At 56.4% G+C, this 12,475-nt stretch carries 15 protein-coding genes; 9 read left to right on the forward strand and 6 right to left on the reverse strand.

The window, feature by feature from the left end; all coding sequences use genetic code 11:
* The first annotated feature begins 178 nt into the window (after nt 1–178).
* Nucleotides 179–1,078, forward strand: a complete 900-nt coding sequence (locus CWM53_RS14985) for an AraC family transcriptional regulator (protein ID WP_100730003.1) — start codon at nt 179–181, stop codon at nt 1,076–1,078.
* Between the two features lie 48 nt (nt 1,079–1,126).
* Here CWM53_RS14985 and yghB read toward each other — a convergent pair whose 3' ends face one another.
* Complete coding sequence (gene yghB, locus CWM53_RS14990) at nt 1,127–1,786, reverse strand: DedA family general envelope maintenance protein YghB (RefSeq protein WP_061153306.1); 660 nt, start codon at nt 1,784–1,786, stop codon at nt 1,127–1,129.
* Nucleotides 1,787–1,917: 131 nt separating this feature from the next.
* Nucleotides 1,918–3,105, reverse strand: coding sequence for a cystathionine beta-lyase (gene metC / locus CWM53_RS14995; RefSeq protein ID WP_074387580.1), 1,188 nt, complete (start codon nt 3,103–3,105; stop codon nt 1,918–1,920).
* Nucleotides 3,106–3,355: 250 nt separating this feature from the next.
* On the opposite strand from metC, the gene exbB reads away from it, so the two are divergent.
* The 5 genes from exbB (at nt 3,356) to CWM53_RS15025 (ending at nt 6,529) form a co-directional block, all read left to right on the forward strand.
* Nucleotides 3,356–4,087, forward strand: coding sequence for a tol-pal system-associated acyl-CoA thioesterase (exbB, locus tag CWM53_RS15005; RefSeq protein WP_061153308.1), 732 nt, complete (start codon nt 3,356–3,358; stop codon nt 4,085–4,087).
* A gap of 6 nt (nt 4,088–4,093) precedes the next feature.
* Nucleotides 4,094–4,519, forward strand: a complete 426-nt coding sequence (gene exbD / locus CWM53_RS15010) for a TonB system transport protein ExbD (RefSeq protein WP_002916785.1) — start codon at nt 4,094–4,096, stop codon at nt 4,517–4,519.
* Nucleotides 4,520–4,659: 140 nt separating this feature from the next.
* On the forward strand, nt 4,660–5,154 hold the full coding sequence (locus CWM53_RS15015; protein ID WP_008806498.1) for a TIGR00645 family protein: 495 nt from the start codon (nt 4,660–4,662) through the stop codon (nt 5,152–5,154).
* A 122-nt stretch (nt 5,155–5,276) separates the two neighbouring features.
* The gene (yghX, locus tag CWM53_RS15020) at nt 5,277–6,164 is read left to right on the forward strand and encodes a YghX family hydrolase (protein WP_100730002.1); all 888 of its coding nucleotides are present in this window, start codon (nt 5,277–5,279) and stop codon (nt 6,162–6,164) included.
* A gap of 77 nt (nt 6,165–6,241) precedes the next feature.
* Nucleotides 6,242–6,529: a DUF2623 family protein gene (locus tag CWM53_RS15025; RefSeq protein WP_074387583.1), complete on the forward strand. Its 288-nt coding sequence runs from the start codon at nt 6,242–6,244 to the stop codon at nt 6,527–6,529.
* Between the two features lie 72 nt (nt 6,530–6,601).
* Here CWM53_RS15025 and yghU read toward each other — a convergent pair whose 3' ends face one another.
* Together yghU and CWM53_RS15035 are read right to left on the reverse strand one after the other, a co-directional pair.
* Entirely contained in the window at nt 6,602–7,468 is an 867-nt protein-coding gene (gene yghU, locus CWM53_RS15030) for a glutathione-dependent disulfide-bond oxidoreductase (RefSeq protein WP_061153312.1), read from the reverse strand.
* 47 nt (nt 7,469–7,515) lie between these two features.
* Nucleotides 7,516–8,076, reverse strand: coding sequence for a DsbA family protein (locus CWM53_RS15035; RefSeq protein WP_004150918.1), 561 nt, complete (start codon nt 8,074–8,076; stop codon nt 7,516–7,518).
* A 20-nt stretch (nt 8,077–8,096) separates the two neighbouring features.
* Between CWM53_RS15035 and CWM53_RS31070 the strand changes: the two genes are divergently transcribed.
* From CWM53_RS31070 to CWM53_RS15045, 3 genes are all read left to right on the forward strand, one after another.
* Complete coding sequence (locus tag CWM53_RS31070) at nt 8,097–8,219, forward strand: hypothetical protein (protein ID WP_046881918.1); 123 nt, start codon at nt 8,097–8,099, stop codon at nt 8,217–8,219.
* 76 nt (nt 8,220–8,295) lie between these two features.
* Complete coding sequence (gene gss, locus CWM53_RS15040) at nt 8,296–10,161, forward strand: bifunctional glutathionylspermidine amidase/synthase (RefSeq protein ID WP_100697079.1); 1,866 nt, start codon at nt 8,296–8,298, stop codon at nt 10,159–10,161.
* A gap of 145 nt (nt 10,162–10,306) precedes the next feature.
* Nucleotides 10,307–11,488 (forward strand): PLP-dependent aminotransferase family protein, encoded by a 1,182-nt coding sequence (locus CWM53_RS15045; protein WP_100730001.1) that lies wholly within the window; start codon nt 10,307–10,309, stop codon nt 11,486–11,488.
* A gap of 196 nt (nt 11,489–11,684) precedes the next feature.
* Here CWM53_RS15045 and CWM53_RS15050 read toward each other — a convergent pair whose 3' ends face one another.
* Together CWM53_RS15050 and CWM53_RS15055 are read right to left on the reverse strand one after the other, a co-directional pair.
* The gene (locus CWM53_RS15050) at nt 11,685–11,873 is read right to left on the reverse strand and encodes a hypothetical protein (protein WP_032733814.1); all 189 of its coding nucleotides are present in this window, start codon (nt 11,871–11,873) and stop codon (nt 11,685–11,687) included.
* Between the two features lie 199 nt (nt 11,874–12,072).
* Nucleotides 12,073–12,417 carry a hypothetical protein gene (locus CWM53_RS15055; RefSeq protein ID WP_074387704.1) on the reverse strand — a complete coding sequence of 115 codons (345 nt, stop codon included), beginning with the start codon at nt 12,415–12,417 and terminating at the stop codon, nt 12,073–12,075.
* Nucleotides 12,418–12,475 lie beyond the last annotated feature (58 nt).

Raw genomic sequence — 12,475 nt, forward strand, 5'->3', positions numbered from 1 at the left:
AGTAAAACCGCCGACAGGGACGATACCGCTGCCAGATGACGGTTATTGTGGTCCTGGCGCCGTTGACCCTCAATGCACATTTCTGCCGATGTCTTGCCTATTTCTCCATGTAGCTGGAGAATTCTCGCCAGCCTGCGCACAATGTACGGGTGAAGAAACATCGGGAGAGACGGTGGCAATGCAACATGCAGAGATATGCCAGATATTGACGGAGAAGGTTAACCATCTGAAAGATAAGCACGAACTGTTAAGTTCGCTGCTGCCTGACGTCCGCCTGCTGTATGGGACGCAGCCGGGTACCCGGACGCCGGTGATGTACCTGCCGGGGATCGTTTTTCTCTTTTCCGGCCATAAAATTGGTTATATCAATGAACGGACATTTCGCTACGACACAAATGAATATTTGCTGCTGACCGTGCCGCTGCCCTTCGAGTGCGAAACCTTTGCGACCCCTGAGGTGCCCCTCGCCGGGATGCGTCTGAACGTCGATATCCTGCAGCTGCAGGAGCTGCTGATGGATATTGGCGAGGATCCGCTGTTTCAGCCCGCCGTCGCCTCCAGCGGAATAAATTCGGCAGTGCTTTCCGAAGATATTTTATGCGCTGCCGAACGGCTGCTCGACGTCATGGATCGTCCGCTGGACGCGCGCATTCTTGGCAAGCAGATTATCCGTGAAATCCTCTACTATGTGCTGACGGGCCCCTGCGGCGGCGCACTGCTGGCGCTGGTCAGCCGGCAGACCCACTTCAGTTTGATAAGCCGCGTGCTGAAACATATTGAGAGCCAGTACACTGAAAACCTGAGCGTCGATCAGCTGGCGGCGGAAGCGAATATGAGCGTGTCAGCGTTTCACCATAATTTTAAATCAGTGACCAGTACCTCACCGCTGCAGTATCTGAAAACCTACCGTTTGCACAAGGCGCGCATGCTGATGATCCATGACGGCATGAAGGCCAGTGCGGCGGCGATGCGGGTGGGGTATGAAAGCCCTTCGCAGTTCAGCCGTGAGTTTAAGCGCTACTTCGGTATGACGCCCGGAGAAGATGCTGCACGTATTCGCACGATGCAGGGCGTGTAATATCGGGAGGGCAGGCCGGGCGGGCGCAGGCCCCCCGGCAGATGGCCGTCAGGCGCTGCAGTATTTCTTTTTGATAACCACGAACAGCGTGCCGAGCAGGCCCGCGAGCAGCAGGACAATCGGCAGGATCATCAGGCAGGTCATCACCTGATCTTCATGGCGCTTCACAAACGGGATCATGCTCAGCGCATAGCCAAGACCGGTGACCACGCCAACCCACAGCAGGGCGCTCAGCCAGTTGAAGAACTGAAAGCGGCGGTTCGGCAGGCCGGAAATCCCCGCCATGGTTGGCAGCAGAGTGCGGACAAACGCCAGAAAGCGGCCAGCGAGCAGCGCCAGCAGACCGTGGCGATCAAACATACAGGTGGCGCGCTGATGGTACTTATGCGGCAGATGCGCCAGCCAGCCTTTCACCGTTTGCGTATTGCCCAGCCAGCGCCCCTGCACATAGCTCAGCCAGCAGCCGAGGCTGGCGGCGGCGGTCAGAATGGCGATAGTAGGCACAAAGTCCATGACGCCTTTAGCAATCAGCGCGCCGGCGAGCAGCAGCAGGCTGTCTCCCGGTAAAAAGGACGCGGGCAGCAGCCCGTTTTCCAGAAACAGGGTGGCGAACATAACCAGATATACAACGCCCACAACGTGAGGGTTCGCCAATGCGGCAAAATCATGTTGCCACAGCGCGGCGACAATCTCTTGAATGACAACCATGGACTTTCCTAAGTGGTACCGTATTGTTGACTAGTGTACTCCTGAAGAGACCCGAGCACCTTGATCCCGGGCGCAACAAAAGCGGCCGCTTCGATAAAAAACGTCCGCCATTGTTGCCACTGACTGTCACTTTACACGATACGCGCGAAGCCCGCTGCTAAATCCGCCTGCAGATCGTCAACATTTTCGAGACCAATGTGCAGGCGGATCAGCGTGCCGCTGAAATCCACTTCAGCCTCCGGCCGAATATGGGCGATTTGCTCCGGCTGATTGGCCAGAATGAGCGATTCAAAGCCGCCCCACGAGTAGGCCATGCTGAACAGGCTGAAATTGTCGAGGTATTCTGCCAGCTCGGCGTCGCTAAGACGTTTGTTGAGCACAAACGAGAACAGACCGCTGCTGCCGGTGAAGTCGCGCTTCCAGAATTCATGGCCTTTACTGCCGGGCAGGGCGGGGTGGTTTACCCGCGCCACCTGCGGATGTTGCGCCAGCCACTCGGCGATGCGCAGGCTGCTTTCATGGTGCTGACGCAGGCGCACGCCCAGGGTGCGCAGACCGCGGCTGGTCATATAGGCGGTATCGGCGTCCAGCATTTGCCCCATCAGGTAGGCATTCTCACGCAGCTGCGCCCAGCAGCGCGCATTCGCCACCGCGGTGCCGACCATGCCGTCTGAGTGGCCGATCAGGTATTTGGTGGCCGCCTGAATGGAAATGTCGATGCCAAAATCCAGCGCTTTAAACAGGATCCCCGCCGCCCAGGTGTTATCGATCATGATAATCGCTTCCGGGGCGACTTTACGCACGGCGGCGACAATCGCAGGCACATCATGCACTTCCATGGTGATGGAGCCGGGCGATTCAAGGAACACCACGCGGGTCTCCGGCCGAATAAGATGGGCAATATCGGCGCCGATGAGGGGATCGAACCAGCTGGTGGTGACACCGAGTTTAGCGAGAATTTTGGTACAAAAATCCTGGCTTGGCTCATAGGCGGTATTGGTCATCAGCACATGGTCGCCCTGCTCGACAAACGCCAGGATGGTGTTGGCCACCGCGGCCGCGCCGCAGGGGAAGAGGGCGCAGCCGGCACCGCCTTCCAGCTCGCACATCGCTTCCTGCAGCGAGAAGTGAGTCAGGGTGCCGCGGCGTCCGTAGAACAGCTCGCCGTTGGCCCGGTTGCGGGTGGCGTGTTTTTTGGCTTCTACGGTGTCGAAAACCAGCGATGAAGCGCGCTGGATCACGCTGTTCACTGAGCCCTGAGTATATTTTTTGCTCCGCCCGGCGTTGACCAGCGCGGTATCAAGATGTTTATCAGCCATGTTGATGAACCTGTTTTTATACGTCTGGACGTCTAAACTAGCATGAATCTTCTTTTCTGTACCAGCGCGGCGCCGATACAGGCGAAAATTTTACCAGGCCCGCGGTAAGCCGCTTTTTTACTGCGTGAGCGCAAGGAAAATAAACGTGATTTGCTGCACAGTGTAAATACTAATGAGAACCACTATCAATTCGATGTCGTTTTGATATTATTGTGGGCAGATTTTGTGATTATCGTCGTGGAGATAGAGCGTGGGTAATAATTTGATGCAGGCGGATCTCTCCGTTTGGGGTATGTATCATCATGCCGATATTGTCGTTAAGGTGGTGATGATTGGCCTGATTCTGGCGTCGGTCGTCACCTGGGCCATCTTTTTCGGCAAGGGGGCGGAAATCCTCGCCAGCAAGCGCCGCCTCAAACGTGAACAGCAGCAGCTGGCAGAAGCCCGCTCTCTCGATCAGGCCAGCGATATCGCCAGCGCCTTTGAAGCGAAAAGCCTGACCACCCAGCTTATCAATGAAGCGCAGAACGAACTTGAACTCTCCGCCGGTGCAGAAGACAACGAAGGCATCAAGGAACGAACCGGTTTCCGCCTTGAGCGTCGCGTCGCGGCCGTCGGTCGCCATATGGGGCGCGGCAACGGTTATCTGGCCACCATCGGCGCCATTTCGCCGTTCGTGGGGCTGTTTGGTACCGTCTGGGGCATCATGAACAGCTTTATCGGTATCGCCCAGACGCAGACCACCAACCTTGCGGTGGTAGCCCCGGGCATCGCGGAAGCGCTGCTGGCGACGGCCATCGGCCTGTTCGCCGCCATCCCGGCGGTAGTCATCTATAACATCTTCGCCCGCATGATCGGCAGCTATAAGGCCTCGCTCGGCGACATCGCCGCTCAGGTGCTGCTGCTGCAAAGTCGCGACCTGGACCTCAGCGCCAGCGGCGTGAAGCCGGTGCGCAGCGCGCAGAAATTACGGGTAGGTTGATCGGCTATGGCGATGCGTCTTAATGAAAATCTGGACGATAACGGCGAAATGCATGAGATCAACGTGACGCCGTTTATCGACGTCATGCTGGTTCTGCTGATTATCTTTATGGTGGCTGCGCCGCTGGCGACGGTTGACGTAAAGGTGAATCTGCCGGCCTCTTCCAGCCAGCCGCAACCGCGACCGGAAAAACCTATCTACCTGTCGGTGAAGGCGGATAAGAGCATGTTCCTCGGCAACGACCCGGTGACCGAAGCGAATATGATTAACGCTCTGGATAGTCTGACCGCCGGCAAAAAAGATACCACCGTCTTCTTCCGCGCGGATAAAACCGTCGATTACGAGACGATGATGAAAGTGATGGATACCCTGCATCAGGCGGGCTATCTCAAGATCGGGCTGGTGGGCGAAGAGACCGTCAAAGCCAAATAACCCGATTCTTTTCCTGAAAAGGCTGGCCACGCGCCGGCCTTTTTTATGGCCGTTTGTCGGCGACGTGTTGGCCTGGCGTTGCCATCACGTTATCTGTCTGAGATATAATGTCGCTTCTTTTTGTTAACTAACAGGATTATATGGAACGCTTTCTGGAAAACGCTATGTACACTTCGCGCTGGCTGCTGGCGCCGGTTTATTTTGGCCTTTCGCTGGGGCTGGTTGCGCTGACCATCAAATTTTTTCAGGAGATCGTCCACGTTCTGCCGCATATCTTCAGCGTCAGCGAGTCGGAATTGATCCTGACGCTGCTGTCGCTGGTGGACATGACCCTGGTGGGTGGCCTGCTGGTGATGGTGATGTTCTCGGGCTATGAAAATTTCGTGTCGCAGCTGGATATCAATGAAGGGAAAGAGAAGCTGAGCTGGCTCGGTAAAATGGATGCCACCTCCCTGAAGAATAAAGTCGCGGCGTCAATTGTGGCGATCTCATCTATCCACCTGCTGCGGGTGTTTATGGATGCGAAAAACGTGCCGGACAACAAGCTGATGTGGTACGTGATTATCCACCTGACCTTCGTCCTTTCGGCCTTTGTGATGGGCTATCTCGATCGTCTGAACAAAGTGAAACACTGATCTCTTCTCTCCCGGCGGTGTTAGCCGCTGGGCTTTTTTCTCACCCGTTTCTGCTTCTCTGCGCTGGCGTATGTCCGGGCTTCTGCTTTGCTTAAAGGGCGCTTAACAACGGAGGCAGGGTGATGACGCGATTAACGGCCAAAGATTTCCCGCAGCAGCTGCTCGAGTATTATGACTACTATGCCCACGGCAAAATCAGCAAACGCGAGTTTCTCCAGCTGGCGGGGAAATATACTGTCGGCGGGATGACCGCGCTGGCGCTGTTTAATCTGCTGAAGCCCGACTATGCCCTGGCAGAGCAGGTACTGTTCACCGATCCGGATATCCGTCCGGAGTATATTCATTATCCCTCTCCTGACGGCCACGGCGAAGTGCGGGCTTACCTGGTGACGCCGACGAAAATAGCCGACAAAGCGCCCGCCGTTGTGGTGGTACATGAGAACCGAGGCCTGAATCCCTACATTGAAGACGTAGCCCGGCGGGTAGCGAAAGCGGGATATATCGCGCTGGCGCCTGATGGCCTGAGCTCCGTCGGCGGCTATCCGGGGAATGATGATGAAGGCCGCTTGCTACAGCAGAAAGTCGATCCCGTGAAGCTGATGAATGATTTTTTTGCGGCGGTCTCGTTTATGGCGAAGCATCCACAGGCGACGGGGAAGGTCGGTATCACCGGTTTTTGTTACGGCGGCGGCGTCAGCAACGCGGCGGCGGTGGCGATCCCGGAGCTAGCCTGCGCGGTGCCGTTTTACGGCCGCCAGCCGCCGCTGAAGGAGGTCGATAAAATTAAAGCGCCGCTGCTGCTGCACTATGCCGGCCTCGATAGCGGCATTAATGAAGGCTGGCCCGCCTATGAACAGGCGTTGAAGGAACACCATAAAATCTACGAGGCCTATCTCTATCAGGGCGTGAATCACGGCTTTCATAATGATTCCACGCCGCGCTACGATCGGGCTGCGGCTGATCTGGCCTGGCAACGCACGCTGGCATGGTTTGAGAAGTATTTACACTAGCGCAAACGACATAAATAGCGCTACCGCTCGCTCAAAAAAACGCTATATAATTTATTATATAACGATTAGGGGGCGCGATGGAAAATCATTTTGGAAAAGGCTTAATGGCGGGGCTACAGGCATCCTATGCTGACACCGCCGCGCATGCGGCGAATTTTTGCGCCGACTATAAACGCGGGTTTGTGCTCGGCTATTCGCACCGCATGTTTGAAAAAACCGGCGACCGCCAGCTCAGCGCGTGGGAGGCGGGGATCCTGACCCGTCGCTATGGCCTTGACAGAGATATGGTGATGGATTTCTTCAAAGAAGGGGATTCGGGTATGGCGATGCGCTATTTTCTGGCGGGATATCGGCTGGAAAGCTAAACAGGACGGCTTCGCAGGCGGAGCCGTCCTGTGGTGTGTGCCCTTTCCCGTCAGCGGGAAAGGGTAAAGACCTTACGCCTGGCGCTTATCTTCCGTTTGGGTGTCAAAGTCGCGGGCGTCGTGGCGCTCATGCAACTGCTCATTGAGCGGGCCGTTGGTGCGGTTGACGATGCGTCCGCGCTTGACGGCCGGACGGTTGCCGACATCCTGCGCCCAGCGCAGCACGTTTTTATAGCTCCCGGCGTCGAGGAACTCCGCCGCGTTATAGACATTGCCCAGCACCACGTTGCCATACCACGGCCAGATAGCCATATCGGCGATGGTGTACTCCTCTCCAGCCACATAGCGACCACGGGCGAGCTGTTTGTCCAGCACGTCGAGCTGGCGTTTGGCTTCCATCGTAAAGCGGTCGATCGCGTACTCGATCTTCACCGGCGCATAGTTATAGAAGTGGCCGAAGCCGCCGCCGAGGAACGGCGCCGCGCCCTGCAGCCAGAACAGCCAGTTGAGGGTTTCGGTGCGACCGGCAGGATCTTTCGGCAGGAAGAAGCCAAATTTTTCCGCCAGATAGAGAAGAATGTTGCCGGACTCAAATACCCGGGTCGGCGGCGTGGTGGAGTGGTCGCTGAGGGCTGGGATTTTCGAGTTCGGGTTGATGTCGACAAAGCCGCTGGAAAACTGATCGCCTTCGCCGATGCGTATCAGCCAGGCGTCGTATTCCGCGCCGCTGACGCCCAGCGCCAGCAGCTCTTCCAGCATGATGGTCACCTTCTGGCCGTTGGGTGTACCGAGTGAGTATAGCTGGAGCGGATGGGTACCGACCGGCAGGACGCGTTCATGGGTCGCGCCGGAAACGGGGCGGTTGATATTGGCGAACGCGCCGCCGCTGTTTTGCTTCCATTCCCACACTTTTGGTGGCTGGTAGTTTTGCTCTGACATGCTGGTTTGCCTTTTTCGTGGATGTACAAAAAGTGTAGCAGGTGACCTCAGGCCATAATGCGCGCAGCCCACACGCTGACATCATCGCCGCTGCCCAGATCCGGCTGCACCAGGCCATTGACCATAAAGGTCGGCGAGACGTGGATGCCGTTCTGACGGGCGTATTTACTGTGCCACTTGATCACGTCCTGCAGCTCCGGGCGGGCAAAGGCGGCCCCCAGCAGCACGTGACTGTAACGTTCAATGCGTTCAATGATTTGCTGCGGCGTGGCGTTCATGTTCGGCCCGCTGCAGTGATCGGTAAACTCAAACTCTTCCCGATGGTCGGCCACGGCCTGCATCACCTTATGCGCCTGCTCTCTACCGTGCGGCAGGGTGGACGCGGCGAGGATACAGCGGACGATAACCCCGGAGAACAGATGCCACGGCTGCGACTGCAGGCGTATCTTGATGGTGACGTTATCGGCGCCGACCTCATCAAGCAGGTCGTCGAGTTTATTAAACGCGCGGACAGAGTAGGGGCAGGTGGGCTCAAGGAACACCTCAAACGTCCGCGGGCCGTGTCCCCAGACCAGCGGTTGGGCATTCAGATGCGAGGGTGTGCTCATTGTCGACTCCTGATGTTGCGTTGTTTTTTTGTTATATCACCGATAACGATATCACTTTTGCTTCCGGCTGCAGGGTTATTTTCCTTAACGGCACGATTAGCGAAACGAATGAGTGGTATCATCGTTACACCTCTGTCTGGTAAGTGCCTGCGGCAGGATAAGAAGAGGGAGTTTTGTTTCGCCAACTGCCCGGGCTGCATTAATTTGAGGTCAGGCTAAATGAGCAAAGGATCGACAAGCAGTGACGCCCCGTTTGGGACATTGTTAGGCTACGCGCCCGGCGGCGTGGCGATTTATTCATCGAATTACAGTAGCTTAAATCCGCAAGACTATCCGGATGACGCAACGTTTCGCAGCTACATCGATAATGAGTATATGGGACATAAATGGCAGTGCGTCGAGTTTGCACGCCGCTTTCTGTTCCTGACCTACGGGTTTGTCTTTACCGATGTGGGGATGGCGTATGAAATCTTCTCCCTGCGTTTCCTGCGTGAAGTGGTCAATGACAACATTCTGCCGCTGCAGGCCTTCGCCAACGGTTCCCGCCGTCCACCCATCGCCGGTTCGTTACTGATCTGGCAGAAGGGAGGCGAGTTTAAGCACACCGGCCACGTCGCGGTGATCACCCAGCTTGTCGGCAATAAAGTGCGTATCGCCGAACAGAACGTCATTCACTCGCCGCTGCCGCAGGGCCAGCAGTGGACCCGCGAGCTGACCCTCGAGGTCAACGCTGGCCGGTACACCATCAAAGATACCTTTACCGATACCGAAATTTTAGGCTGGATGATCCAGACCGCCGATACCGAACACAGCCTGCCGCAGCCGGTGCTGCCTGGCGAGGCGATGGCGATCAAAGGCGCGCGGCTGCCGAACAACGGCCAGTTCCGCGGCAAATGGCTGAACGAGAAAGATCCGCTGCAAAAAGCCTACGTGGCGGCCAACGGCCATTTCATCAACCAGGATCCCTACCAGTATTTCACCATCAGCGAAAGCGCCGAACAGGAGCTGATCAAAGCGACTAACGAGCTGCACCTGATGTATCTGCACGCCACCGATAAGGTGATGAAGGATGATAACCTGCTGGCGCTGTTTGATATCCCGAAAATCCTCTGGCCGCGTCTGCGTCTCTCCTGGCAGCGCCGTCGTCATCATATGATCACCGGGCGCATGGATTTCTGCATGGACGAGCGCGGGCTGAAGGTGTACGAGTACAATGCCGACTCCGCCTCCTGCCATACCGAAGGCGGGCTGATCCTTGAGCAATGGCTGAAGCAGGGCTACTACGGCACCGGCCACAATCCGGCGGAAGGTCTGCTCGATGAGCTGGCGGGGGCGTGGAAACACAGCCGGGCGCGGCCTTTCGTGCACATCATGCAGGACAAGGATCTGGAAGAGAATTACCACGCGAAATTTATCCAGCGTTCGCTGACCCAGGCCGGTTTTGAGAGCAAAATTCTCTTTGGCCTTGATGAGCTGCGCTGGGATGCTGCCGGCCAGCTGATTGACGCTGACGGACGGCTGGTCAACTGCGTCTGGAAAACCTGGGCATGGGAAACCGCCATTGAGCAGGTGCGCGAAGTCAGCGCCGATGAGTACGCGGCGGTGCCGATTCGTACCGGACATCCGCAGAATGAGGTGCGGCTGATTGACGTCCTGCTGCGTCCTGAAGTATTGGTATTCGAACCCCTGTGGACGGTGATCCCGGGCAACAAAGCGATTCTGCCGGTGCTGTGGTCGCTGTTCCCGCATCATCGCTATCTGCTGGATACCGATTTTGTGGTGAATGATGAACTGGCGAAAACCGGCTACGCGGTTAAGCCCATTTCCGGACGTTGCGGGAACAATATCGATTTGATCGGTCCTCAGGATGAGGTTCTGGATAAGACCAGCGGCCAGTTTGTCGATCGCAAGAATATCTACCAGCAGCTGTGGTGCTTGCCGAAAGTCGACGGTAAGTACATTCAGGTGTGCACATTTACTGTCGGCGGTAACTACGGCGGTACCTGCCTGCGCGGCGATACGTCGCTGGTGGTGAAAAAAGAGAGCGATATCGAGCCGCTCGTCGTATTGAAAGACAAAGCGTGATGTACGCAACCCGGATAGCGGCTTACCCCTGTCCGGGTGACAACGTACAGAAAAGGATAGCCCCGGCATGGTACGCGCCGCCGGGGAACACCTGCAACGAAGCGAAGATAATTAACACAACAACAAGACAGAAAAGGAAAATAGTATGCACGATCGGCGTCTCGCCGCCCGCGCGGGTGAACTCAAGCCCTCCGCCGTCCGCGAACTTCTCAAGCACAGTAAACTGCCCGGCGTGATCTCGCTTGGCGGCGGCATTCCGGCCCCGGAACTGTTTGATACCGAAGGCCTGGAGCTGGCGGTGCAGAAGGTGATGAGCGAACGTTTTCATGACGCATTCCAGTATGGTCTGACGGAGGGCTACCCGCCGCTACGTCAGGTGGTGAGTGAAATCTGTCACTCCCGTGGCGTGACCTGTTCTCCCGCTCAGGTCTATATCACCTCCGGCTCGCAGCAATCGCTGGATATCGTTGCTCGTACGCTGCTCGATCCAGGTGACACTATCGTCGTTGAACGTCCCACCTATCTGGCGGCGCTGCAGGTGTTTCAGCTGGCGCAGGCCAATATTCTCAGTGTCGACACCGATGATGACGGGATGCTGGTGGAGCAACTGGCCGACCTGCTGGAGACCACCCGCGTCAAAGCCGTTTATCTGGTGCCGACGTTCGGCAACCCCGGCGGCAAAACGCTGAGCGAGACGCGTCGTCGTCGCCTGGTTGAGCTGGCGAAAAAATATGACTTCGTCATTCTGGAAGACGATCCCTATGGCGAAATTAGCTTCACTGACGCCGTTCGACGCCCGCTCTATCAGCACGCGGTTGAGCTGGGCTGTGAAGATCAGGTGGTCTACACCTCGACCTTTTCGAAGATCCTCGCGCCGGGGATGCGCATCGGCTGGGTCGTGATGCCGGACTGGCTGGCGCAGCAGACGGTGATCGTCAAGCAGGCGGCGGATCTGCATACCAATATGCTGTCGCAGGTGATTACCGCGGAGTACCTCGGCATGAACCGGCTGGAGAACCAGATCGCGTTGATTCGCGAAGACTACCGCAAGAAGTGTGTGGCGCTGGCCGACGCGCTGGAAAGCCGCCTTGGCGAGCACCTGGAATTCAGCCGCCCGCAGGGTGGCATGTTCCTGTGGGCGCGTTTCCGCTATCCGTTCGATACCATGGAATGGATGAAGAAAACGCTGGAAAACGGCGTAGTCTACGTTCCTGGCGAAGCGTTCTATCACGATAAGCCGGATACCCGTACTCTGCGTCTCTCCTACTCCACGGTGTCTGAGGCCGGGTTGCTGACGGCCGTTGAGCGGCTGGCGGCCTCCCTGTAATGACTCTGCTGTGCGCCGCTTAACGACGGCGCACAGCCCTTCGCGGCGAGAGCGGGAGGAACTGACGTTAGCGTCCAGCGCCAGGGTCAATCTGTTTCGGCGATCCGGTCATCCAGCCAGACCAGCATCAGCGATGCGAGAAAAGCAACCGCAAAGGTGCCAATAAACAACCACATAAACGTCCCTCGCGGGTTAATTATTTTTCTGAGTTTACCGGAGAGCGATCGTTTCGGTCGGAGATGGAGATTTTTGTCCCAGCAGAATGGCTGGCGAGAGAGAAAAAGTCATCGGCATCAATATCGAAGTTGAGAATAATTTCTCTGTATTTCCCACCGTTAATCAACGCTTTGGCTTCTTTAATACTACTGGCAATAATGACTGGCATCAGTTTTATCTCATTTTGAAAACTGAGAAGCAAAATAAGAGTTAGTTCGTACCAGATCAACTACTTTTTATAGTATGTCGCTGCAGAAAAAAACGTCATATCGCGGCCCCGCAAGGGCGGGGTGTTTTGTGGCAGTCATCTGGTCATCAACAGCACAATCTCATTTGACGCTGAAGATATACTGCGATTTCGCCCCCCGTCAGGATGATTTTCCCTGCTGTTTTTCGCGCAATATCTCGCCACAGCGCTGCCGATCTTCGCCCAATATTTGCTGCTCCTGCGCGCTGAGCTGGTGCCAGGTGTCCAGCATCCGCTGCCCCAGCGCCGGCAGGTAATGGGTTTTATGCAACGCATAGTCAGAATTTCCCCCTTCGACGATATTTTGCATATCGTGGAGGAACTGGCGGCTGTCGTCATGATCGATCATGCAAAAGACTGCCCGGTAGTAGGCTTCTTCATCTGCGGTGTAATGCGGGGTGAACCACCAGACCAGCAGCGCGATAAGCGCCAAAAGCGGGATAATAAAAGGTAATTTTTTCAACATCAGTTTTTCGGCCGGAGACAATCAGCCGTCAGTGTACCTGCAATGACGGCCTGATGTA

Origin of the sequence: Klebsiella sp. A-Nf5 (assembly GCF_002810545.1) — a bacterium.
In the GTDB taxonomy this organism is placed as follows: Bacteria; Pseudomonadota; Gammaproteobacteria; order Enterobacterales; family Enterobacteriaceae; genus Klebsiella; species Klebsiella variicola.